This is a genomic window from Haematomicrobium sanguinis DSM 21259, assembly GCF_000688395.1.
GTDB classification, from domain to species: Bacteria; Actinomycetota; Actinomycetes; order Actinomycetales; family Micrococcaceae; genus Haematomicrobium; species Haematomicrobium sanguinis.
In genome coordinates this window covers 220,061-243,275 of record NZ_JIAG01000001.1, presented here as the reverse complement: position 1 = coordinate 243,275, position 23,215 = coordinate 220,061, and the positions used below count along the sequence as shown (strand labels likewise).

At 62.2% G+C, this 23,215-nt stretch carries 26 protein-coding genes; 20 read left to right on the top strand and 6 right to left on the bottom strand.

Annotated features, from left to right (window positions below):
* Both O148_RS0101135 and O148_RS0101130 read left to right on the top strand, forming a co-directional pair.
* On the top strand, positions 1 to 1,302 hold the full coding sequence (locus O148_RS0101135) for a geranylgeranyl reductase family protein (RefSeq protein ID WP_026529454.1): 1,302 nt from the start codon (positions 1 to 3) through the stop codon (positions 1,300 to 1,302).
* A 6-nt stretch (positions 1,303 to 1,308) separates the two neighbouring features.
* On the top strand, positions 1,309 to 2,400 hold the full coding sequence (locus tag O148_RS0101130) for a polyprenyl synthetase family protein (RefSeq protein WP_026529453.1): 1,092 nt from the start codon (positions 1,309 to 1,311) through the stop codon (positions 2,398 to 2,400).
* A 543-nt stretch (positions 2,401 to 2,943) separates the two neighbouring features.
* On the opposite strand, the gene O148_RS17650 is transcribed toward O148_RS0101130, so the two are convergent.
* Positions 2,944 to 3,096 carry a hypothetical protein gene (locus O148_RS17650; RefSeq protein WP_157374443.1) on the bottom strand — a complete coding sequence of 51 codons (153 nt, stop codon included), beginning with the start codon at positions 3,094 to 3,096 and terminating at the stop codon, positions 2,944 to 2,946.
* Positions 3,097 to 3,102: 6 nt separating this feature from the next.
* Here O148_RS17650 and O148_RS17645 point away from each other — a divergent pair, with 6 nt between their 5' ends.
* Entirely contained in the window at positions 3,103 to 3,399 is a 297-nt protein-coding gene (locus O148_RS17645; protein ID WP_157374442.1) for a hypothetical protein, read from the top strand.
* 96 nt (positions 3,400 to 3,495) lie between these two features.
* Here the strand turns inward: O148_RS17645 and O148_RS0101120 are convergent, their stop codons facing one another.
* Both O148_RS0101120 and O148_RS0101115 read right to left on the bottom strand, forming a co-directional pair.
* Positions 3,496 to 3,891, bottom strand: a complete 396-nt coding sequence (locus tag O148_RS0101120; protein WP_026529451.1) for a hypothetical protein — start codon at positions 3,889 to 3,891, stop codon at positions 3,496 to 3,498.
* A gap of 14 nt (positions 3,892 to 3,905) precedes the next feature.
* Positions 3,906 to 4,538 carry a trimeric intracellular cation channel family protein gene (locus tag O148_RS0101115; RefSeq protein ID WP_026529450.1) on the bottom strand — a complete coding sequence of 211 codons (633 nt, stop codon included), beginning with the start codon at positions 4,536 to 4,538 and terminating at the stop codon, positions 3,906 to 3,908.
* Positions 4,539 to 4,631: 93 nt separating this feature from the next.
* Between O148_RS0101115 and O148_RS0101110 the strand changes: the two genes are divergently transcribed.
* The 12 genes from O148_RS0101110 to O148_RS0101050 all read left to right on the top strand — a co-directional run bounded on the left by O148_RS0101110 (position 4,632) and on the right by O148_RS0101050 (position 14,493).
* On the top strand, positions 4,632 to 5,294 hold the full coding sequence (locus O148_RS0101110) for a sirohydrochlorin chelatase (RefSeq protein WP_026529449.1): 663 nt from the start codon (positions 4,632 to 4,634) through the stop codon (positions 5,292 to 5,294).
* A gap of 29 nt (positions 5,295 to 5,323) precedes the next feature.
* Positions 5,324 to 6,337 carry an FRG domain-containing protein gene (locus O148_RS17295; protein WP_075204229.1) on the top strand — a complete coding sequence of 338 codons (1,014 nt, stop codon included), beginning with the start codon at positions 5,324 to 5,326 and terminating at the stop codon, positions 6,335 to 6,337.
* A gap of 150 nt (positions 6,338 to 6,487) precedes the next feature.
* A complete protein-coding gene (locus tag O148_RS0101100; protein ID WP_026529448.1) occupies positions 6,488 to 8,221 on the top strand; it encodes a nitrite/sulfite reductase in 1,734 nt (577 codons plus the stop codon).
* Positions 8,218 to 8,937, top strand: coding sequence for a phosphoadenylyl-sulfate reductase (locus tag O148_RS0101095; RefSeq protein ID WP_026529447.1), 720 nt, complete (start codon positions 8,218 to 8,220; stop codon positions 8,935 to 8,937). The genes O148_RS0101100 and O148_RS0101095 overlap by 4 nt, the downstream gene beginning before the upstream one ends.
* On the top strand, positions 8,934 to 9,908 hold the full coding sequence (cysD, locus tag O148_RS0101090; RefSeq protein WP_084156902.1) for a sulfate adenylyltransferase subunit CysD: 975 nt from the start codon (positions 8,934 to 8,936) through the stop codon (positions 9,906 to 9,908). The genes O148_RS0101095 and cysD overlap by 4 nt, the downstream gene beginning before the upstream one ends.
* Positions 9,908 to 11,260, top strand: a complete 1,353-nt coding sequence (locus O148_RS0101085) for a sulfate adenylyltransferase subunit 1 (RefSeq protein ID WP_026529445.1) — start codon at positions 9,908 to 9,910, stop codon at positions 11,258 to 11,260. The genes cysD and O148_RS0101085 overlap by 1 nt, the downstream gene beginning before the upstream one ends.
* Positions 11,261 to 12,484 (top strand): ABC transporter substrate-binding protein, encoded by a 1,224-nt coding sequence (locus O148_RS0101080; RefSeq protein WP_026529444.1) that lies wholly within the window; start codon positions 11,261 to 11,263, stop codon positions 12,482 to 12,484.
* 34 nt (positions 12,485 to 12,518) lie between these two features.
* Positions 12,519 to 12,689 (top strand): hypothetical protein, encoded by a 171-nt coding sequence (locus O148_RS17885; protein WP_169737485.1) that lies wholly within the window; start codon positions 12,519 to 12,521, stop codon positions 12,687 to 12,689.
* Positions 12,690 to 12,863: 174 nt separating this feature from the next.
* A complete protein-coding gene (locus tag O148_RS14045; protein ID WP_075204246.1) occupies positions 12,864 to 13,316 on the top strand; it encodes a helix-turn-helix domain-containing protein in 453 nt (150 codons plus the stop codon).
* 60 nt (positions 13,317 to 13,376) lie between these two features.
* A complete protein-coding gene (locus O148_RS0101060; protein WP_420805730.1) occupies positions 13,377 to 13,625 on the top strand; it encodes a hypothetical protein in 249 nt (82 codons plus the stop codon).
* 182 nt (positions 13,626 to 13,807) lie between these two features.
* Entirely contained in the window at positions 13,808 to 14,290 is a 483-nt protein-coding gene (locus tag O148_RS0101055) for a DUF2975 domain-containing protein (protein ID WP_169737484.1), read from the top strand.
* The gene (locus O148_RS0101050) at positions 14,290 to 14,493 is read left to right on the top strand and encodes a helix-turn-helix domain-containing protein (protein WP_026529441.1); all 204 of its coding nucleotides are present in this window, start codon (positions 14,290 to 14,292) and stop codon (positions 14,491 to 14,493) included. Before O148_RS0101055 ends, O148_RS0101050 begins: the two co-directional genes overlap by 1 nt.
* Before the next feature lie 309 nt (positions 14,494 to 14,802).
* Here the strand turns inward: O148_RS0101050 and O148_RS18035 are convergent, their stop codons facing one another.
* Positions 14,803 to 14,949 carry a class I SAM-dependent methyltransferase gene (locus O148_RS18035; protein ID WP_240470751.1) on the bottom strand — a complete coding sequence of 49 codons (147 nt, stop codon included), beginning with the start codon at positions 14,947 to 14,949 and terminating at the stop codon, positions 14,803 to 14,805.
* 159 nt (positions 14,950 to 15,108) lie between these two features.
* On the opposite strand from O148_RS18035, the gene O148_RS0101035 reads away from it, so the two are divergent.
* The 3 genes from O148_RS0101035 to cobA are packed head-to-tail and all read left to right on the top strand — an operon-like array spanning position 15,109 to position 17,976.
* Entirely contained in the window at positions 15,109 to 15,840 is a 732-nt protein-coding gene (locus O148_RS0101035; protein WP_026529440.1) for an ABC transporter ATP-binding protein, read from the top strand.
* Positions 15,830 to 16,780: an ABC transporter permease gene (locus tag O148_RS14040; RefSeq protein ID WP_075204228.1), complete on the top strand. Its 951-nt coding sequence runs from the start codon at positions 15,830 to 15,832 to the stop codon at positions 16,778 to 16,780. The genes O148_RS0101035 and O148_RS14040 overlap by 11 nt, the downstream gene beginning before the upstream one ends.
* Positions 16,777 to 17,976: a uroporphyrinogen-III C-methyltransferase gene (gene cobA, locus O148_RS14035; protein WP_051619663.1), complete on the top strand. Its 1,200-nt coding sequence runs from the start codon at positions 16,777 to 16,779 to the stop codon at positions 17,974 to 17,976. Before O148_RS14040 ends, cobA begins: the two co-directional genes overlap by 4 nt.
* Here cobA and O148_RS0101020 read toward each other — a convergent pair.
* Positions 17,973 to 18,947, bottom strand: coding sequence for an alpha/beta hydrolase (locus O148_RS0101020; protein ID WP_026529439.1), 975 nt, complete (start codon positions 18,945 to 18,947; stop codon positions 17,973 to 17,975). The two genes, cobA and O148_RS0101020, sit on opposite strands and share 4 nt — an antisense overlap.
* Before the next feature lie 320 nt (positions 18,948 to 19,267).
* Between O148_RS0101020 and O148_RS16820 the strand changes: the two genes are divergently transcribed.
* Complete coding sequence (locus O148_RS16820) at positions 19,268 to 21,559, top strand: hypothetical protein (protein ID WP_026529438.1); 2,292 nt, start codon at positions 19,268 to 19,270, stop codon at positions 21,557 to 21,559.
* Between the two features lie 41 nt (positions 21,560 to 21,600).
* Here the strand turns inward: O148_RS16820 and O148_RS0101010 are convergent, their stop codons facing one another.
* Positions 21,601 to 22,236: a LysE/ArgO family amino acid transporter gene (locus O148_RS0101010; protein ID WP_026529437.1), complete on the bottom strand. Its 636-nt coding sequence runs from the start codon at positions 22,234 to 22,236 to the stop codon at positions 21,601 to 21,603.
* Positions 22,237 to 22,346: 110 nt separating this feature from the next.
* On the opposite strand from O148_RS0101010, the gene O148_RS0101005 reads away from it, so the two are divergent.
* Positions 22,347 to 23,210, top strand: a complete 864-nt coding sequence (locus O148_RS0101005; protein WP_026529436.1) for a LysR family transcriptional regulator ArgP — start codon at positions 22,347 to 22,349, stop codon at positions 23,208 to 23,210.
* Positions 23,211 to 23,215 lie beyond the last annotated feature (5 nt).

The following is a 23,215-nucleotide window of genomic DNA, read 5'->3' as shown; positions in this document are numbered from 1 at the left end:
GTGCGAGTGTTGATCATTGGCGGCGGCCCGGCCGGAGCGACGGCCGCGCATTACCTCGCCGCGTCCGGCGCCGAGGTCACCGTCCTGGAGAAGACTTTCTACCCGCGCGAAAAGGTGTGCGGCGATGGGCTGACCCCGCGTGCGGTGCGGGAGTTGGTGCACCTGGGTGTGAATCACGACGGCGATGGCTGGCGAAAGACGCGCGGGTTGCGGTTGATTGCCGGTGGTCGATCGATGGAGTTGGCATGGCCCTCCTTGTCCTCTTTTCCCTCCTATGGGTTGATTCGGACCCGCCTTGATTTCGATGAGGCGTTGGCTTTGCACGCGCGTTCGGCGGGGGCCAAAATTCTGGAAGGGCACTCGGTGAGCGCCGTTGTGCGGGATGCGGATGGCCGAGTCGTTGGTGCGACCGGACGTGTGTTGGACCGGGATGGTCGGCGCGGCGAAACGTTTGAAATGCGTGCCGATGTGGTGCTGGCATGCGACGGGAACTCGACGCGGGCAGCGGTATCGCGGGGTCTGCCAAAGCGTGACGACCGGCCGATGGGTGTTGCGGTGCGCGGGTATTTTGAGTCGCCGCGGCACGAGGACGACTGGATGGAAGGGTGGCTTGAGCTCCCGGATGCGTCCGGGCGTCCGTTGCCCGGATACGGCTGGGTTTTTGGTGTGGGCGATGGGACCGTCAATGTGGGTCTCGGGATTCTGAATTCCTCTGCGCACTTTGGGAAATTGGATTACAAGGCGGTGTTGCGGGACTGGACCGCCTCGATGCCGTCCTCGTGGGAGATTTCGCCGTCCACCCAAGTCGGCGAGGTGCGCGGGGCCGCGTTGCCGATGGGGTTCAACCGGACGCCGCACTATGTGCCCGGGCTCTTCTTGGTGGGGGACTCGGGCGGGATGGTTTCTCCCTTTAATGGGGAGGGTATTTCCTACGCCATGGAGTCGGCGCGGTTCGCCGCCGATGTGGTGCTGCGCGGTTTTGCGGCCGGGAGCGGTCTCGCCCGGGAACGGGTGTTTGAGGGATACGCCGACATTGTGCGCGGCGAGTGGGGCCGGCACTTTACGCTGGGGCGTGCGTTTGCCGAAGTAATTGGGCATCCGCGGGTGCTGTCCTTAGCGTTGCGGGCGGGAATGAGCATTCCGGTGCTGATGCGCTTTGTGGTGCGGATGCTCGCGAATTTGACCGAGCGGCCCGGGACTTTGGCGGATCGGGTGATTCGAGTTTTGGAGGCTGTGGTGCCGCCGACGAGCAACACCGGTGGCACCGTATTGAGTGGCGCCGGGCAATCGAGGGACGGTTAGGCTTAGATGGTGACTTCCGCTAGCGAACCATGGATCCACGCCGGACATCGGCCGGAAAACGAAGAGCCCGCTCCCGTGACTGGAGAGTTGGCGGCGGCTTTGCGCCTGCCTGCGGGGTTTGTGCTGATTGCCGAGGACCCTTCGATTGGACCCGCGGTTTCGACGTCTTTGGCGCGGGTGGAAAAGCGGTTGTTGGAGGCGATCTCTAACTCGGATCCGTTCGCCGATGCGACCTCGCGTCACTTGGTGGAGGCCGGGGGCAAACGGATTCGTCCACTTTTGACGATTTTGGCTTCCCACTTGGGTGATGCGTCCGCGCCGCAAGTGGTGCAGGCCGCTGTGGTGGTGGAGCTGACGCACTTGGCGACGCTCTATCACGATGACGTGATGGACTCGGCGCCGTTGCGCCGCGGTGCGCCGACCGCGCATTCGGTGTGGGGTAATTCCGTGGCGATCTTGACCGGAGACCTGATATTTGCGCGGGCCTCGATTCTGGTGTCGGAGCTGGGCGCAGAGGCGCTGCGGATTCAGGCCAGAACATTTGAACGGCTGTGCCTAGGGCAACTGCACGAGACCGTGGGGCCGCAAGACGAGGACCCGCTGGAGCACTACATCTCTGTTCTTGCCGACAAGACCGGCTCTTTGGTGGCCGCGTCCGGTCAGTTGGGTGCGCTCTTGGCGGGAGCGCCCCGCGAATATGTGGATGTGATGGTCGCATACGGTGAGGCCGTGGGTGTGGCGTTCCAGCTGGCCGATGACGTGATTGATTTTGTGAGCGTGGAATCCGGCAAAACCCAGGGCACGGATCTGCGCGAAGGCGTTCCGACGTTGCCGGTGTTGTTGTTGCGCCGGGCCGCCGCCGCTGGCGACCGGTCGGCGCAGTTGGTGCTGGAATTAGTCGATGAAGACCTGAGCGGGGACGAAGCGCTGCGTGCAGCCGTCGCCGCGGTGGGGGATCACCCGGTTATCGATGAGGCGTGGGATGTGGCACGGTCCTGGTCGCAGCGGGCTGTGGACGCGCTGGACGGGCTGCCCGAGGGGACCGTGAAAGCGGCGTTGACCGACTTTGCGCGTGCGGTGGTGGACCGGGAAAAGTAGGGTTGCGGCTGCTCCTCCACAGGCCCCCGCAATCTTTGCGCAACTTTGGCGTCATTTTGTGCCTTTGAACGCTTCTGACTAGGCGTTTTGCGCTTGGGTAGCGTCAAAGTTGTGCCGAAATGGTGAGGGGACTTATCCACAGGGCGGGCGAATCGTGCCGCAGCGCGGTCTCGACTTCGCCAAGATTGCCCCATGAACAATGAGTTTCGTGCCGAATCTGCCACGCTTCAAGAACTGCTGGATAGCGGATTCACTGCGTGGGAAATACGTAAACGGGTATTGAGTGGCGCCATAAACCGGCCAAAAAATGGTCGGTACCTCGCCGCGGGGGCACCTGATCACCAGCTCCTGGTTGCCAAGCTCGGCGCTCGAATTACGTGCCATACGGCGGCAAAATTCTACGGTTTGTGGACGCTACCACGTTCCGAACTCCACCTTTGGACACCGCGAGAGTCATCGAATCCACCCCATTCACGGAAGCTCTTGCAACAGCTTCCCCCGAGAAGTGATGCGGTTTCGGTGTTGGATTGCGTGGTTCATGCCCTACGCTGTCTGCCAGAACCCGAGGCTTTGGCGATCGCCGAATCCGCAGTGATCCTTGGCCGTGTCCACATCGATGAACTGTTGGCCGCGTTGCCGGGAAACCGCAACGGTCGGCTCCGAACATTGGTACATCGCATCGTCAGGGCTAGTCAATCGATCATGGAGACTATCGCGCGTTATGAGCTGGAACAGGCTGGGCTCAGGGTCGAGACTCAACGCAAAATACCGGGAATCGGTCAAGTCGACCTCTTTGTGGAAGGCATCCTCATTGTTGAGCTCGACGGCTTCGAGTTCCACTCCACGAGGCAAACCTTCCGTGAAGACCGCCGTCGCAATAATGCGGCGCTGATCGCGGGGCTTCGTTACGTGAGATTCACTTTCGAAGACCTTATGCAGGGGCTTGTGGTACCGACGGTGTTGGCGGCACTCAAAGCCGCAAGATCTGCACAACTTTGAGCCAATTTTCGCCTGCTAGACGACGTTGCAAGCGTGTGACTAGGCATTATGCGCTTGGGTCCAACGAAAGTTGTGCAGAAATTGTGAACCACGCTGTTACGTCAGCGCGCCCTCAAACATATCGGTCATGAACTCGCTGAACGTCCCCTCTTCAGACACCCATTCGCCGCCGCTTTTGCGCCGCCACACGATCGGATCCACCACATCCGCCGCTCCCGGCGCAAACCCCCAGGTAAAGGTTTCGCCCTCGTCCTCCATGAACAGCAGATACCCGTCGTCGAGTTCCAACTCTTCTGGATCCCACACGAAGTAGCCGGCCTCCATCAGTTCACTGGCGCCCACGGCGAGATAAAACTCCCGCAACGCCAGCGGCACCGGGACGGCGAGCAGTTCGTCGAGTTCATCCGGGCGCACACCGTCGGCCTCATTCCACGGTTCCCCCAAGTAGGTGGGCACCAGGGACTTGAACTTTTCCAAAAACACCTCGGCCATTGCCTTCGCCTTTCCTAGACCTGCTCTTCTGAATGCTTCCACACCGCCCGCGGCGCACTCCATTGGAAACGCCACGCGGCCACCCGAAAACTAAAGACCAACACCACGACCACCAGCATCGTCCAGGTGTTGAACCAGCCAAGCCCCACGAGCACCGCCGTCAGCGCCGCACCGAAAAACGCCGGCACCGCGTAAAGGTCCCGCGCGTCAAAGAGCGTTGGCACCTCGCGGGCGGTGATATCACGCAGCACACCGCCGCCGACCGCCGTCGTCACCCCCAGCAGCACCGACGCCACCGGATGCATCCCAAATTCGAGCGATTTCACGGTCCCGGTCACGCAAAACAGTGCGAGCCCGCCGGCATCAAAAATGACCAGCCAGCGCTGAAACCGCCGAATCCCGTCCCACAGAAAATAGACCACCAGCGCGGCAACCACCGGCGGAATCAGGTACAGCGGATTCGTGAACGCCGCGATTGGCGCACCAATAATCACATCCCGCGCCACCCCGCCGCCCAGCCCCGCGAGCGACCCCAACAGCAACGACCCAATCAGGTCAAACCCCTTGCGCCCCGCCAGCAAAGACCCGGACATCGCGAAGAAAAACACGCCCAGCAGGTCAAAGACCAACTGCACCCCAACACCCATGAATTACCTCCAGAGCAAGTGTAGTTCGCCCGCCCGCGCGACCTGCGTCACACTCGGCATCCACGGCCGCGCACCCGGGTATAGGCTCACATCATGAGCACTCTCATCGCCGCTTCTCACGGCACCGACAGCCCCACCGGCCAGCAGGCCATCGCCGATCTCCGCGCCCAGATCGCGACTCGCCGCCCCGATCTCACGGTCCTGGAGGCGTACGTCGATGTTCAAGAACCGCGGGTCGCCGACGTCGCGGCCGCCAATCCCGGATCGGTCATCGTCCCGCTCTTGCTCACCACCGGATACCACGTCAAAACCGACATCGCCGAGGCCGCCGCCGCGAGCGGTTCGGTTGCCGCCGAGCCCTTGGGCCCGGATCCCTGCCTCATCCAAGCCTTGGCAGATCACCTTGCGGACATGAATTACGACGGCGTGGTGCTGGCTTCCGCAGGCAGTTCCGACCCAGCCGCTCGGGAAGCCATGGAGGAAATTGCCGCGGAGCTTTCCTTGTTGGTGTCCGTTCCGATCATCTTGGGATTTGCGGCCTCTGACTCTCCCACGGTGACCGAGGCCATCCAGAAGGCGCATCGGGAGGTGGAGAATGTCGCGGTCGCAGCGTATTTGTTGGCGCACGGCGTGTTCTACGACCGCATTGTCGAGGAAGCGAACGCCGCCGGAGCGGTCGGTGTGACCCCGCCGCTCTTGCCCAACGAGAATCTGGCCGACCTCGTTCTCGAACGCTACGAGGAGTCTCTAGACTAAACAATTCCCCAAAGCATAGAATCTCAATTATGGCGTTGCATTCTAACCCGTTGAGGCGCTCTGATGATTTTCAGAGCCCTCAGTCGATTTACTATGAGCATGAGGCAACAGCGAATAGCCTAAGTGAAATTATAGATTTTGCGAATAAAGTATGCGAAATAGACCCGAATCAGCCCATTTTCTGGCGCGGACAAAGCGACAGTCGTTGGGGAGTGCACTCGAACCTTTATCGACTGGTCGCTGAATCCTCTGGGTGCGTACTTGATCCAAATCACGACAGTTATGACGTAGCTATACAATCATACCCCAGAGAAGATTCCATACAAGCTGCAGAAAAAGAGACGCTTGAATTGCTGGCTGGGATCCCAATGATGAATCGTTTGAACGCTCTAGATCGACTCGCTTACTTGCAACACCATGGCGCACCAACGCGACTAATCGATGTATCTAAAAGTGTTTTAGTGGCGAGTTACTTCGCTGTAGAGGATCCAAGAGGTGACGGGAGAATATTTGCCTTTGGTCAGTCTGACAAAGCCGAGCAACCGAACGAGATGTCGGATTGGAACGGGCGTCCATTTTGGTTTGAGTGGCAGAACAATCACATTAGAGACGATAATCGTTGGGGGAACGGACAATTCCGAAGAATTTGGATTCCAACGGGAGATGATCCGCGTTTCTCGGCCCAACAGGCCGCATTTGTGTTAGATGGCGTTCCCATGTCGGACCAACGGTACCAATCTTCGTTTCGAAAAGTGAATTCGTCGAAGCCAAACGACAACTGGAAGATGGCGGATCATTATTCTACGGGGTCCGTGTACATGAAGTTTATGAATGTTGATGCAGGTATTTCCTTCAACTCCGGACGAATGCGAACCTGGGCGCCTACTTACACGCTTCGAATCCAAAGAGATGCCAAGGAGCGTATCAAGGACAATCTGAATCGACTTTTTGGCATTAGTGTTGCCACGTTGTTCCCTGACTTCGATGGTTTGTCGGAATTTGTTAGAGATCAGCTTAAATTGCGTCTGAGTCAGATGAACTGACCGTGTATCCGCGCTTTCAATCCGCACGTAGGTGCAGGTCATTCTTTGATTTCGATCAATGAAATCTTCTACGTTACAAAATGTGTCACACCGTGACGGGGCGTGTAGCCGAGCTTCATCACCGCCAGGCACTGCCCATACGCTCTTTGCATGAGCCTGACCGCCAGCGACACCTCCACCTCCAAACGCCGCGAGGGCAGCGCAAGCTCCGCGCGTCCGGAACGCAAAGCGCGCCCCAACGGGCAGTGGAAAATCGACGGCACCACCCCGCTGAACGCGAACGAAGCGTTCAAGCAAGAGGACAACGGTCTCAACGTCCGCGAGCGCATCGAACAGGTCTACTCCAAAAAGGGTTTCGACTCGATTGACCCGGATGACCTGCACGGCCGCTTCCGATGGTGGGGTCTTTACACGCAGCGGAAGCCCGGCATTGACGGCGGGAAGACGGCCACGCTGAGCCCGGAAGAGCTTGAAGACAAATACTTTATGCTTCGCGTCCGCATCGACGGAGGCGCACTGACCACACAGCAATTGCGCACCATCGGGCAGATTTCCGTGGACTTCGCCCGCAATTCCGCCGATCTCACCGATCGGCAGAACATCCAGCTCCACTGGGTACAAGTCGAAGACGTTCCCGAAATTTGGCGCCGCTTGGAAGCGGTCGGCCTGTCCACCACCGAGGCATGCGGCGACGTCCCGCGCGTGATCCTCGGCTCCCCGGTCGCCGGCATCGCCCAAGACGAAATCATCGACCCAACCCCGGTCATCGAGGAACTTGCCGCCCGATTCATCGGCGACAAGGAACTGGCTAACCTGCCCCGCAAATTCAAGACCGCCATCACCGGGCACCCGAGCCAGGACGTCGTCCACGAGATTAACGACATATCCCTCGTCGGCATTGACCACCCCGAGCACGGCCCCGGGTACGACCTCTGGGTCGGCGGCGGCCTCTCGGTAGCGCCACGGCTCGCCGAACGCCTCGGCGTCTTCGTCTCCCAAGAACAAGCGGCCGATGTTTGGGTCGGCGTCACCTCCATCTTCCGCGACTACGGCTACCGCCGCCTGCGGAACAAAGCCCGCCTGAAGTTCCTCCTCGCCGACTGGGGCCCGGAAAAGTTCCGCCAGGTCCTCGAAGACGAATACCTGGGCTATTCGCTTCCCGACGGCCCGCCGCCTGCGCAACCCACCACGCCGGGGGACCACGTCGGCGTCCACCCACAAAAAGACGGCCGCACCTTCATCGGCGTGACCCCCACCGTCGGTCGCGTGAGCGGCGAAAAACTCATCGCGCTCGCCGACATTCTCGGAGCCCACGGCTCCACGCGACTGCGCACCACCCCGCACCAAAAGCTTGTGCTCTTGGACATTCCCGCCGACAGCGTTGACACCGTCCTCAAGCGCACCGAAGAACTCGGCCTCACCGCCAAGCCCTCGCCCTTCCGGCGCTCCACCATCGCCTGCACCGGCATCGAATACTGCAAACTCGCCATCGTCGAATCCAAAATCACCGCGACCGAAGCGATCGCAGAACTTGAGCGCCGCCTCGCCGGGATCGAGCTCGACACCCCGATCACCCTGCACGTCAACGGCTGCCCCAACTCTTGCGCACGCATCCAAACCGCAGACATCGGGCTCAAGGGCCAACTGCTCCCCGATGCGGACGGTGGCCAAACCCCCGGCTTCCAAGTCCACTTGGGCGGCGGGCTGGCCTCAAACACCCGGGAAGAGGCGGGGCTCGGCCGCACGGTACGCGGCCTCAAGGTCACCGCCGAGAACCTTCCCGACTACGTCGAAAAAATCGTGCGCCGCTACCTCGCGACCAAAGACCCACACGAAACATTCGCCCACTGGGCCCACCGCGCTGACGAGGAGTCACTCACATGAGCACGACCACCACAGACCGCGCACTCGCGGACAATTACGCAAAGCACCTCGGCGAAAGGCAAGAGAACGGCGAAAGCGAGCCACGCGCCGTCGAACTTCTGCAATGGCTCGCCGAGCATTTCAAGCCCAGCGAGGTGGCCGTCGCATGCTCGATGGCGGACGCGGTCCTGCCCCACCTGGTAGCCGAGCACCTGCCCGGCGTTGACGTGCTTTTTCTAGACACCGGCTACCACTTCACCGAGACGCGCATAACCCGGGACGTGGTTGCCGAGCGGCTGGACGTCAACGTTGTGGACGTGCTCCCCGAACTCACCGTCGCGGAGCAGGACGCGCAGCACGGCAAGGACCTCTATGCCACCAACCCTGCGCTCTGCTGCCAACTGCGCAAGGTCGCCCCGCTACACACATCGCTACAAAACTACCGGGTGTGGATCACCGGGGTGCGCCGCGACGAAGCCCCCACCCGCGCCAACACGCCGCTGGTGACTTGGGATGAGAAGAACGGCCTGATCAAGGTCAACCCGCTGGCAGCCTGGACCTTCGACGAACTCATGGATTACGCACACAAACACGACGCCCCGCTCAACTTGCTGCTGGACTTCGGCTACCCCTCGATCGGCTGCGAACCGTGCACACGCCCGGTCGCCCCCGGCGAAGACCCCCGCTCCGGTCGCTGGGCGGGTACCTCCAAAACAGAATGCGGGCTTCACGTATGAGCACAGTAGTAGACGCGGCGCGCCAGCGCGCCGGGGAAAAACGTACGACGGCGGTGCCTCACCCGGGTGCCGACCTCGCCGCCCATGCCACTTTAGATGCCTTGGAGTCGGAGTCGATCCACATTATTCGCGAGGTGGTGGCCGAGTTCGAGCGGCCGGCCATGCTGTTTTCTGGCGGCAAGGATTCGGTCGTGATGTTGCACCTGGCGGCGAAGGCGCTCTGGCCCGCGCACATCCCGTTCCCGGTGTTGCATGTGGATACCGGCCACAACTTCCCGGAGGTGCTGGCGTTCCGGGATGCCACGGTAGAGCGTTTGGGCATCAACCTCGTGGTGGCGAGTGTGCAGGACTACCTGGACCGCGGCGAGCTCGTGGAGCGCGCGGACGGCACTCGCAATCCGTTGCAAACCCAGCCACTGCTGGACGCGATCGCCGCAAACCGGTTCGATGCCGTCTTTGGTGGCGCGCGCCGTGACGAGGATAAAGCGCGAGCCAAGGAGCGCATCCTGTCCCTGCGCGATGAATTCGGCCAGTGGGACCCGCGCAATCAGCGACCGGAACTGTGGAACTTGTATAACGGGCGGCACACGCCGGGCCAGCACGTGCGCGCGTTCCCGATCAGCAATTGGACCGAGCTCGATATCTGGCGGTACATCGCCCGCGAGGGAATCGAGTTGCCGAGCATTTATTACGCGCATGAGCGGGAGGTGTTTCGCCGTGATGGTATGTGGATGGCCGTGGGGGAGTACTCGCGGCCGCGCGAGTCGGAGCGGGTGGACGTTCAGCGGGTGCGCTACCGCACGGTGGGGGACATGTCCTGCACCGGCGCCGTACTTTCCGAAGCGGCCACTGTGCAGGACGTGGTCCTCGAGGTCGCCGCGTCAACACTGACCGAGCGCGGGGCAACTCGCGCGGATGACCGGATCTCCGAAGCAGCCATGGAGGACCGAAAAAGGGACGGGTACTTCTAATGAGCACACTCTTTCGCTTTGCCACCGCCGGTTCGGTGGATGACGGCAAATCCACCTTCGTGGGCCGGCTCCTGCACGACTCCAAATCCATCCTGGCCGACCAACTCGACGCGATCTCCCGCACCAGCCGGGAGCGCGGTTTCGGCGGTACGGACTCGGAGGCCGTGGACTTGGCGCTCTTGACCGATGGGCTGCGCGCCGAACGGGAACAAGGCATCACCATCGACGTCGCATACCGCTACTTCGCCACTGCGCGGCGAACCTTTATTCTGGCCGACTGCCCCGGGCACGTGCAGTACACCAAGAACACCGTGACCGGCGCGTCCACCGCGGACGCGGTGGTGATTCTGGTGGACGCCCGTAACGGCGTGCAGGAGCAAACCCGGCGGCACTTCGCGGTCACCCAATTGTTGCGGGTGCCGCACGTGGTGTTTGCGATTAACAAGATGGACCTCGTCGGTTTTTCGGCGGAGACCTTCGCGCACATCGAGACGGATATTCGCGAACTCGCGAGCGCCTATGCGCGCCACCACACCGCATCCCGCTCGGTCGGGGACATCGCGGTCATCCCTATCTCAGCGCTGGAGGGAGACAACGTGGTGGAATCCTCCAACCGCACGCCCTGGTACACCGGCGCCACACTGCTGGACACCTTAGAAATTCTCCCGGCCCGCGAGCACACCGACGAGCAAGAGCCCTTCCGCATGCCTGTCCAACTCGTAATTCGGCCCCAGGGTGGCCTCGCTCCCGGGCTCAGCCCGGACGAGTTCCGCGACTATCGCGGGTACGCCGGGCAAATCGTTTCCGGAACACTGACGACCGGCGACAAGATCACCGTCCTCGGCAGTATTTCCGCAGGTCCCGCAGACCCCACGCGCGCCGGGCAGGCCACGGTCACCGCAATCGACTTCCCGCCCGCCCAAGCACCCCAGCGCCACGGTGCGGGGCGTGCGGGAGTGGGCCAGTCCGTCGTCGTGCGTTTGGATGCCAACCTGGATATTGCGCGCGGTGACGTGCTTGCGGTCGGTGAGGTTCCCGAGCCGCGGCGCGAGATCGGCGCGCGGCTCGCGTGGCTGTCGCCGAAGCCCGCGCGCACCGGGCAGCGGGTGCTCGTCAAACACGGCACGCGGACGGTGCAGGCGCGCATCGGCGGTCTCGGCGGGCGGATTGACCTTGGCTCGTTTGAGCTCGCGCCGGCGGAGGCGCTGGAACTCAACGACATCGGCGACGTGACGCTGACCCTCGCGAGCGCGCTCCCAGTCGAGCCGTACGCCCGCCACCGCGCGACCGGCGCGTTCCTCGTCATTGACGCGACCGATGGCAACACGCTCGCCGCCGGGATGGTGGTCTGAATGAGCGAACCGATCAAAACCGTGCGCATCGAGGTGGTGCCGCGCGAGCCGCGCCGCCGCGGGCTGATATTGCGCTCGCGCCGGGTGGAAATTACGACGGCGATCCTTGCCTTAGCGGTTTTGCTCGCCGTGGGTTCGGGGTTCTTGGGCGCGCGGTTGGCGGCTAATGCTGCTTCGGCGGGTGACGGTGTTGATGCTGCTGGGGCTGGCGCTGGTGCGCTCGCGGAGTTTCCGGTGGATACCGCTTCTGGGGATGCGGAGGTGTTGCGGCTTGGTTACTTCGGCAATGTGACGCACGCTCTCCCGGTGGCCGGGGTGCAGAAGGGTGAGTATCAGTCAGCGCTGGGGGCGACACGGTTGGAAACGCAGATTTTTAATGCGGGCCCGGCGGCGGTGGAAGCGCTGAACGCCGGTGCGATTGATGCGGCGTACTTGGGGCCGAATCCGGCCATCAATTCTTTTGTGCAATCCGGCGGGGAATCGGTGCGAATTGTGTCTGGCGCGGCCTCCGGTGGGGCGCAACTGGTGGTGCGTGAGGGGGTGAAGTCGGCGTCGGATTTACGCGGCGCGACCCTGGCGACGCCAAATTTGGGTGGCACGCAGGACGTGGCGCTGCGGGTGTGGCTCAAGCAAAACGGGCTCTTGGTGGATACCACCGGCGGCTCGGATGTGACGATCAATCCAACGGCCAACGCCCGGACGTTGCAACTGTTTCGCGACGGCGCGATCGATGGGGCGTGGCTGCCGGAGCCGTGGAGTACGCGGTTGGTGCAGGAAGCGGGGGCGCGGGTCTTGGTGGATGAGTCGTCGCTGTGGGAGAACGGCGCCTTTCCGACTACTGCGCTTGCGGTCAATACCGAGTTTCTGAAGAAGTATCCGGCGACGGTAAAGAAGTTGCTTGCGGCGGAGTTGGAGACGAAGGATTGGTTGGTTTCTGGGCTGCGTTCCGATCCGGGAGCGACGCTTTCGGTGGTCAACGACGGGCTCAAGGCAACTGCCGGTGCTGGACTTCCGCCCTCGGTGCTGGAGACGTCGGTGCAGAATTTAGCGTTCACCGCCGACCCGAACGCGTCGCTTTACCCGATTCTGCTACGGAACGGCGTGGCCGCCGGAGTGACGAAGGATGCCGATGTCACCGGGTTATTCGATTTGCGCATCTTGAACGAGCTGCTGGCCGAGCGCGGCAAGAACCCGGTGAGCGCGGCGGGTCTCGGGGCCGAATAGGCCTTTCCGACACGAGACAAGTGATGTATCAAAAGTGATACAGCCTGACTACGACGCGGGCAAGATTATCTTTGGGGAACTTGGCGGAATAGAAGCGGGCGTTCGGCAGCTGATCAGGGCGCGACCGCTAGAAGTGCAACAAGTGGAGCTCCCTTCCCGGTCGGTCATCACGGTGCCCACCGTGGATGAGATCGCCCGAGGATGACTCGGTACGCTCGCAACTGGCGCGGCAACTCGTCGCTCCCGCACCAAAGGATGGGATGAGCATTGCGGAACTTCCTCGATATAAGGTGTTGATCCGTCGTTGGCAGGACTGGGATGAGGTGGTTGCCGAATCTCGGAAACTGGCCGAACGCCTGGTGTAGAAAGAGGCAAGATGATGGCGCTAAAGTTCAGGAATATTGACTCGAATCCTACTGACCCTGTTGAGGAGTGGGGCTTTGAGGGGATGCTCGCGGCCATAGATCGCGGCTTTGCCAAGGATTGGCGCAAGCTCGTTGACGCCGTGCGCGCGAACTCGGACTTGCGTCCGACTCTGGAGGAAGCCTTGGACGCGGCGGAATCGGCGTCCACTGTCGCTCTGGTGAAACTACTGTTAGCAAGGGCGGAACGCACTCCTGCCCAAATCGCGTTGGAGCGATTGCGAGAAGCGTTTTACGGCACACAAATGACAGAGGCCGAGTTGGCGGGACGAATCGGGACCTCACGTACCAGGCTCAATTCCTATCTCACTGGCAAAGTCACCCCGTCCATGGATGTGCTCGTGGCAGTCGAAGAAATCGCCCGAGAAATGCGGGCGCCGTCCCTTGCGGCAAAACTCGTGATTTACTGAGGCGTGCCAGAACGAGTTGAGATTGTGTGCATTTGCGGGTCAATGCGGTTTCTTGATGAGATGCGCGCTGCCAATCGTGACTTGAGCTTGAGCGGTGTCATTGTTCTGAGCCCGGTCGAATCCGGTCCTGTCAATGAGGAGCAAAAAGCGATCTTGGGGGACCTACACCTACGCAAGATCGACCTGGCCGATCGTGTGCTCGTCGTGAACCCTGGCGGCTATCTGGGCGAATCAGCGACACGTGAAATCGAGTATGCGCGTTCACTCGGGAAGCCCGTGGTTTTTACCGACACCAACGCCCGAGACTAGCGGGCGGTTCCGTGCAACATTGAGGCCCGAGCGCGGCGGAGGCCCCTGAATTTGCGGGGTAGCCCCTTACGATGAGCCCCCAAGGTTGTACCGTTCCGCACCCCGCGGGCCTGATCACCTGCATGGAATCGAAAGCATCTATGCTATCGTTTATCGATATATCGATAAACGATAGGACGATCATGGGATCCCTCGTCAAGGTGGCGGCACTTGCGGCTAAGGTTGCCATCGCTCTCTTAGTGCTAGTGGGTTTGCTGTTCCAGGTGCTTTTGCCAAGTCTTGTATCGAGTGAAGTCCAGATGGAACCGGACCTACGGTGGGCCGCTGTCCCGGCCGTTGCTTGGGGTATCGCGCTCATTGGGTGTGGACAATTGTTTGCAGTAGTTCTGTGGAAACTCCTTTCGTTGAGCCTTGATACAGACATCTTCTCCAAGCGCGCGTTTCCTTGGGTCAAGGCGCTCATTTGGACAACACTGGCTGCTACCGTTTTGACTCTTGCCGCATTTGTCGGCCTTTTTATCAGTAAGCTGGCTCCGCCGGGCCCCATGTATAGTTTGCTCGTTCTAGCACTAGTGGGAGTGACCCTGAATTGCACACTCGTGGCCATGTATTCACTGTTGCGGCGCGCGACTTCGGCGGAAGAAGAAATGTCTCGGGTTATCTAATGCGAATCGAAGTCGCGCTGGATGAACTACTCGCCCAACGTCAACTCACCGTGGCGGAGCTTGCAGACGCCGTGGGTATCACGCCAGCCAATATATTCGTCCTCAAAAACGGCCGGGCCAAGGCCATTAGGTTCAGTACTCTAGAAGCAATTTGCCGTGTCTTGGAATGTCAGCCAGGAGATGTTCTCAAGTACCGGCCGTGATTCGCCGCGGAAAGTGGGCGGTTCCGTGCAACATTGGGGCCCGAGCGCGGCGGAGGCACCTGAATTTGCGGGGCCGCCCTTCACGGTAAGCCCCAAAGTTGAAACGTTCCGCACCCATCTCAGATCATTACGGCCTCCGCGCCACGATCGCCAGATGATCTCGATGTCGCGGCGAAGTGCGCGTGTGGATCTCCTCCACCAGGAAGCCCACGCTTTCGAGACACTGCACCATCTCGAGCTCACTCACAAAGAAAGCCCGAGCAATGGCGTGATCGAACGCTTGCCCGTGATCCCCGCGGAAGCCTCCCTTTAGTAGCCCGCCACCGGCCCTCGCACCCCCCGCGCCAAAAAGTCGGTCCAATGCCCCGGCCCGCAACCGGCGTCCAGGATTGGCCCGGAAACGCCGGATCCCCACCGACGAATCAGCGCCGCATCCACCGGATCCATCTGTTCCACGGACCCCAGAGCATCCCTATACTCACCTGATCGTGCAGAGTACGCACCAGCCACCGCATCCATATAAGCTCCACCACTTCAATTACCTACTGTGACGCGGCGTGACCGCGGGTGTCTGCCACCTTGGTCGCGCCCGGCCGCTCTCCCTAGCGTAGTTTCATGGAATCCGCAGTCGTGACGCTAGAACACCTGGGCAAGCATTTTGGTGGCGCCCCGGTCCTCGAAGACGTGAACACCACCATCCACCGGGGCGAGTTCGTCGCACTGCTCGGCGCCTCCGGTTGCGGCAAGTCCACCTTGCTCAACCTCATCGGGGGCCTCGAAACGCCAACCGCCGGCGCCATGGAAATCCCCGCCGAGGGCGTGGCCTACATGTTCCAAGACGCGACGCTTTACCCCTGGCTCACCGCCGCCGAAAACATCGACCTCTCACTTACGCTCCAAGGCACTTCCACCAAGCAAGACCGCCACGACAGAACGCGCGACCTCCTACAGTTGGTCAACCTTGACCACGCGCAGGACAAGCGTCCCCACGAACTCTCCGGCGGCATGCGCCAACGCGTCGCCCTCGCCCGCGCCCTTGCCCAAGACAAACAGGTCCTTCTCATGGACGAACCGTTCGCCGCCCTCGACGCCATCACCCGGGACATCCTCCACGAGGAGCTCACCCGCATCTGGCGCCACACCGGCCGCACCATCATTTTCGTGACCCACAATGTCCGCGAAGCAATCCACCTCGGCCAGCGGGTCCTGATGCTCTCCTCCCGGCCCGGCCACATCATCCAGGAATGGCGCCTTACCCAAGAGGACAAGCAACCCGAAAACGCGGCGCGCCTCGCCACCGACATCACCGCCGCACTCAGGCAGGAGATCAGCCGCCATGTCGCCTAGCCGCACCCCCACCCTCAGCCCCAAACCCACCGCACCGCGCCAAAGCCAGCACGGCGAACAACCACCACCAAGCACCCCCACCCTCGCCAACCTGGAAAACGGCCTCGACCATCTCCAGGCAACAGCACCCGCAACCGCCCACTCAAGCGGCACCCAGGTGCGCCGCGTCGCTTTGCCGGTGATCGCCGTCGTGCTTCTCATTGCCGCCTGGCAAATCTACGTGACACTCTCCGGCCAACGCCGGGACCTTGTCCCCGGCCCGCTGGACGTCGCCGCGAGCCTCGGGGAACTGTGGCGCGAGGGGCTGCTGCAAGAATCGGTCGCGACCAGCCTGCAGCGCGGCGTCCTCGGCTTCCTCATCAGCCTGCTGATCGCCGCCCCGATCGGCCTCGCCCTCGCGCAAATCAAACCGCTGCGCCAAGCCTTCGGCCCCCTGATTTCCGGCATGCAGGTGCTCCCGAGCGTCGCGTGGGTGCCGGCCGCGATCATCTGGTTTGGCCTGAGCGACGCGACCGTCTACTTTGTCATCCTGCTCGGCGCGATCCCCTCCATCATCAACGGGTTGCTCGCCGGCGTCGACCAGATCCCACCCAGCTTCCGCACAATGGGCACCGTCCTCGGCGCTAGCCGCACCCAGCTGGCAACCCGCATCATCCTGCCCGCCGCGCTACCCGGATTCCTCGGCGGCCTCAAGCAAGGTTGGGCGTTTTCCTGGCGCTCGCTGATGGCCGCGGAAATCATCGCGGTCGGCGGCTCGCTCGGCTTCGGGCTCGGCTCGCTGCTGCAACGCGGCCGCGACCTCGCCGATCTCGCCATGGTCATGAGTTCCATCCTGGTGATTCTGTTCGTGGGAATTCTGGTTGAATTGCTGATTTTCGCGCCGCTGGAACGCCGTGTGCTCCGCGGTCGCGGCCTGCTCGCCGGAGCGGGCGCCCGATGAGCTATCCCCTCACCCTGCAATTGCGGGACAAGGATGTGCTGGTGGTCGGCGGCGGGCCGGTTGCCGCGCGCCGCGTGCCCGGGCTGCTGGATGCGGGCGCGTGCGTCACGCTCGTGGCGCCCTACGTGTGCGAGGACCTCGCCGACCTCATCCGCGCCGGGCGGCTTGACTGGCACCCCCGCGAGTATCGCAGCTCGGACGTGGCGGGTAAATGGCTGGTCCTCGCACATTCCGGGGACCGCGCAGTTCAGGATCGGGTGAAGCACGACGCCGATGCCTCCAACGTCTTTTGCGTTAAGGGCGGGGACAAGGAACAGGGAAGTGCGTGGGTGCCGGCGACAGTTTCGCGCGGCGGCGTGAGTTTCGCGGTGAGCGCGGGAGGCAGGCCGCGCGAGGCGGCCTTCGCGCGGGATTCCTTGGCTTCTGCGCTGGATACCGGGGCGTTCTCACCGTGGCTGGCACCGGAGGGGGCTGGGCTCTGGAGCGGTCGGGTTGGTGTGGGAGCTGTTGCGCTGATCGGCGGCGGCCCCGGGGATTCGGGGCTGATTACCACGCGCGGCCGGTATCTCCTTGCTACTGCCGATGTGGTGGTGGTGGATCGGCTCGCGCCGCGCGGGATTCTGCCGGAGCTGACGCGAGCCCAGATCATTGACGTGGGCAAGGCGCCGGGGCATCATGCGACGCCGCAGTCCGAGATTAACCGGCTGTTGGTGGAGCATGCGCTCATGGGACGAAACGTTGCAAGGCTCAAGGGCGGGGACCCGTTTGTGCTGGGGCGCGGCGGCGAAGAGATGGAGTATTGCAGAGAATTCTGGGTGCCGGTAGAAGTGGTGCCGGGGGTGACCAGCGCGGTTGCGGTTCCGGCGGCCGTGGGTATTCCGGTGACACATCGCGGCCTGTCTCGCGGATTCACCGTGGTGACCGGTCACGAGGAACTCGGCTCGGTGCCTACCGGGCGAGACCACACGCTGGTGTTGCTCATGGCCGTGAGCAAGTTGGCTTTACACGCTGCGATGCTGATAGATGCTGGGCGAGATCCCGAGTGCCCGGTGGCGATTATCGAAGACGGGTTCGGTCCCCGCCAACGGCTCACCACCGGGCCGCTCGAGGCGATTGGCGCCATCGCCGACGCCCGCGGGGTGGAGTCCCCGGCCGTCGTCGTCATTGGCGATGTGGCGACGCTCGCGCGAAGCTAGCTGTCGTTTTCGATGTCCAGGACGTCGCGGAGGAACGCGACAGCTTGGGCGACCGCGGCCTTGGATTGCGGAGTGTCATGCATGGAGTTCACCATGACGAAGTCGTGGATGATGCCGCCGTAGCGCACTTGCGTCACGTCCACGCCCGCCCGGCGTAGTTTGGCGGCGAAGGCTTCGCCCTCATCGCGCAAGACGTCCGCTTCGGCCGTGATGATCAGGGTCGGCGGGAAGAACGCGACCTGCTCTTCGGTGGCGCGCAGCGGCGATGCGGTGATCTCGTTGCGCTCGTCCTCATCGGTGGTGTACTGATCCCAGAACCACTTCATGCCGTCGCGGGCCAAGAAGTAGCCCTCGGCGAATTTTTCATAGGATTCGGTGTCGAAAGCGGCATTGGTGACCGGGTAGAACAGGGCCGCGCCCTTGAATGCGACGTCGCCGCGTTCTTGACCCATCAGGTTGAGGGCGATCGCCATATTGCCGCCGACCGAGTCGCCGGAAATGGCAACGCGCGAGGTGTCCAGATTCTTTTCGGCGCCGTTGGAGAAGATCCACTGGGCGACGGCGTAGGACTCTTCGTTTTGCGAGGGGTACTTTGCGTCAGGTGCACGGACGTACTCGGGGAAAACGACGGCCGCGCCGGTGCCGACCGCGAGGTCGCGGACGAGCCGGTCATGGGTGTGGGCGTCGCCGAAGACCCAGCCGGCACCGTGGGTATAGAGGATGACCGGAAGAGTGCCTTCTGCTCCCTTAGGGCGCACAATGCGGGTCTTCACTTCGCCGTGGGGGCCGCCTTGGACGGTGATCCACTCTTCGTCGATTTCCGGCTTGAAAATTTCCTCGTCTTGGACTTCATCCACCGCTTTGCGGCCCTCTTCGGGTGGCATTTGGTAGAGGAACGGTGGCTCGGAGGTGGCCTCGGCAAACGCCTGAGCCTCGGGTTGTAGCGCAATGTTATGGGGGTTGGCGCCCATGATTAATCTCCTATGACGTGGATGTGAGCACTGTCAACTTCAACGTAATGCTGGGCGGGAGGGGGTGTCAATACCCCTTGGCGCAGCTTGCCTAATGCGGTGCCTGGGCGTGCTGTCTGGGGGCGTTGTCTGAGTGCGGCGTCTAGGCGCATCGAATGTAACAAAATGATAACGGTATTTGTTACTGGCTAGTAAGTTACTCGTCAGTACGATAGACAAAAGTGATCTGTCTCACACTTACTCGTGCGATCTGCCTACAGCGTAGTGGCCCCTCGTTGCCCTGTGCTGTGCGCGGGACGCGTTGATGGAAGGGCAAAACCGTGCCGCAGAGCACCGCGAACTCCAATCGTTTCCACCTCACGCTTACCGTTTTTCTCATCTTCATTCTGCTGGCTGGACTGGCCGCGTTCTCTCTCATATCCAGCCAATTGGCCAACGGAGCCGGGCGTCTTGATGACGGGGCGAACCAATTGGCCACCGGCACTGGGGAACTGCGCGAGGGCGCAAACCAAGCAGCGGAAGGCGCCGAGGAACTATCTGCGGGGTTGGGCAAACTCGATGACGGCACGGGAACCTTGCAGAGCGGGCTCGTGGCAGCAGAAAAGGGGTCGAGCAGTCTCGAGGACCGGGCCTCACTAGTGGCCGAAAAGGTGCAGACTCTCAGTGCGGGTGCACAAGAGCTGAACAATGGCGCCGGGAAACTGGCGGAGGGTGCGGGCAAGCTCGGCCCTGGGGCGCGCACCCTGGCAAATGGTGCGGCGCAGGCTGGTTCCGGGATTGGGAAACTGGCCGACGGCGGCGAAAAGATCAACACGAAACTCACCGAGGCGCAACCAGACTTCCAGGACCTCGACGCGGGTGCGGGTGCATTGGGCGCTGGAATTACCAAGGCTCAGGGTGGCATTGCGCAATTGTTCGAGGGTGCTTCCGCCGCCGAGTCCGGTGCTCAAAAATTGGCTGACGGGACCGTTGCGCTTGCGGATGGGACGCAAAAGCTTGCCGACGGAACTCGAGGCGCATACGAGGGCGCGGGCAAGCTGTTTGACGGAGTGGGCTCGCTCAACGACGGCCTAGGCGCGTTGGTGGACGGCAGCGCCAAATTGCAGGGCGGTTCCCAGGCACTCGCGACGGGAGCCGGAGAACTTTCCACTGGTGCCGAGACCTTGAACGCCAAAGTTGGCGAACTACTTGCCGGAGTGAAGGAGCTTGATGGCAAAACCTTTCTGATTGTTGACGGCTCCGGCAAAGTCAACTCCGGCGCCATTGCACTCAAAGACGGGGTTGCCACTGTGGGAGTTGGCGCCAGCGGCGTAGCCGATGGTGCGGCGGCGCTCGATGCGGGCCTTGGTCAACTTACGGCCAAGGCACCCGAGCTCAGCGCCGGGATGCAGAAACTCGCCGATGGATTGGCAAAACTGCGGGACGCGGCGCGGGGTCCACTTGGTGCGCTGCCACTCGCGACCGTCGCCGAAAAGATTGACGAAGCGGCCACGGGCGCCGCCAAACTCAACGAAGGCACCAAGAGTCTTGTCGCCGGTGGTGGCGAGCTCAAGTCGGGCTCGGAAAAACTCTCCGCGGGTGCGGCGCAATTGCGTGACGGTGTGAACGGAGATCTGCAAGCGGGAGCGGATGCTCTCGCCGCGGGGACTCAGCAACTCGCCGACGGCGCGGCCGCGCTCAAGAAGGACGGTACGGAGGCTGTGGTTGCCGGGGTGGGCCAACTGCAATCCGACGGCACCCGACCTTTGGCGGCGGGCGCGCAAAAGCTGGCCGAGGGTGCTCAGTCGTTGAACGCAGGAGCGGCGTCTCTTGCCGAGAATGCGCCGAAACTGCAGGCCGGTGGCATGAAACTTGGTGCGGGGCTGGAACTGTTGCGCGGCGGACTCGGCCAACTCAACGCCGGATACCAAGGGAACGAGTCCAGCCCAGGCTTACTAGTGGGAATGCTTCAAGCCAAGGCCGGTGCTTCTGCTCTCGCCGAGGGTAATGGCCAGCTCCGGGCAGGTGCGGGTCAACTCAACGATGGCGCTGGAAAGCTCAAGGCGGGAACTGTCAAGCTGTCCGAAGGCACGGCCAAGCTGGTCAAGGACGGCGCCGATTTGAATGCCGGTACCGAACGTTTGTCTATCGGGTTGAACACCCTCAACGAGAAGGCACCGGCACTGGTTGACGGCGCATTCCGGCTCGCCGACGGTGCCGACCAGGTGAGCGCGGGCGCAGTCAAACTCTCCGATGGCACCACGCGGCTTGCCGATGGGTCGATCTTGCTCGCCGACGGCACGACGCAGCTGGCCGGTGGCGCGAAGACCCTGGATGATGGCGTGGAGAAGCTTCGCGACGGGTCCACGACGCTGAAGAAGGGGGCGGAAGATGCCAGTGCCGGCGCACAGAAACTCGCCGACGGCAATTCACAGCTTTCCGAGGGCAGCGCTAAGCTTGAAGACGGATCCGGTCAGTTGGCGGATGGCACCGCTCAACTCACCTCCAGCACCAGCGCGCTTTCGGGTGGGATGCTTTCCTTCCCGGGCATGCTGGTTTGGCTGGTGCCGCTATTGATCGTCATCGGACTGACGATTTTGTCGATCCGTGCCGCAAGGCTCCTCAGTCGCTAACTGCGGGTAACGAGCAGTGGATCGTTGAGCCGACCTAATGGTTAGCCGATCTTCGCGGTGAGCAAACTGAGGGCGATGTACACCATCAACATTCCGATGAGCGCATCCAATACTTGCCACGCGCGCTTCTTCGCGAAAACTGGGGCAAGAAAACGTGCGCCGAATCCCAGCGCAACAAACCACATCACGCTTGCCGCTTGTGCGCCGACCATAAAGAGCCAGCGCCCGGGGTCACCATGTTGAGCGGCCAGAGAGCCAAGTAGAAGGACGGTGTCAAGGTACACGTGCGGATTTAGCCAAGTGAGGGCGAGCGCTGTGGCAACGGCGCCCCACACACTGGCTCGGGGCTGGGGCGGCCCAGCCGACCCAGCGGCTACGTTCAGCATTTGTGGTTTCCACATGCGGCGAAAGGCCAGGCATGCGTATCCAACCAAGAACGCGGCACCCCCGTAACGGGCAACTTCGATGATCCACGGTGCCGTCGTGATCAGCGCCCCAAGACCAGCAACTCCGGCAAAAATGAGTACGACGTCGGAGAGCGCACAGACGGCAACGACGGCTAAAACGTGCTTACGAGCAATACCGGTGCGCAGCACAAAAGCATTTTGAGCGCCGATGGCGATAATGAGGGCGAGACCGCTCGCTAGTCCGGAGAAAACCGCTGAGAAAACTTCCACTCACACAACGTAGGACACCGACCAGAGTTAGGCCAGCTAAAGATTCTTACGATTCGTTAGAATGACTTAATAACATGTGGGCAGGCAGTAAAAGGAGAGGCCGTCAGAGCATGCAATCAGACCAGCTAGAAGCTCTCGCCGCCGTAGTTTCCGCAGGGACCTTTGACGCCGCCGCGCGGGCTCTCAACGTGACTCCCTCTGCTATCAGCCAGCGCATCAAAACCTTGGAAACCAGTCTCGGAAGGGTGCTCGTTGAACGCACTAAACCGGTGCGTGCCACCCATGACGGCGAGGTACTGCTTCGCGCACAGCGCCAAATCGACTGGATCAACCAAGAGACCCGCCGCGAGCTCGCCGAAACCTCCACGCCCCGCTCCATCCCGCTCGCCATCAACGCCGACTCGCTGAGCACCTGGGCGCTACCGGTTCTAGCGGAACAAGCGGCCGCGTTGAACGCCACCTTCGACATCACCCGCGAAGACGAAGGCCACTCCCTTGACCTCCTGCGCACCGGAGCCGTTCTCGGCGCGGTCACCGCAAGTAGCGACAACGTGCCCGGCTGCGTAACCACAGCACTAGGCGAGCTGACCTACACGGCTGTTGCAACGCCGTCGTTCATCAAAAACCATTTCGGCACCCAGGCGAGCAAAGGCACGTTGGCGAGCGCCCCGGTGGTGTATTTCGACAAGAAGGACCGCCTGCAAAGTCTGTTTCTGGCCCGGTTTGGCCGCGATCTCGCCCCGCCGCGACACTACATTCCGGGCTCGAGCGCGTACCTCGAGGCGGTGCGGCACGGGATGGGGTGGGGACTGATTCCGGGGCCGCAGCTCGCCGCTATTCCGGCGGGCGAACTCGCACCCATCGCGAGTAGCGCGAGGGTCAAGGTCAAACTGTATTGGACGCGTTGGAAGGTGGCCGCGGAACTCTTGGACGGGCTCGGGCGCGCGTTCGCCGCCGCGCTTGCCCGCGGGTAGGGGCG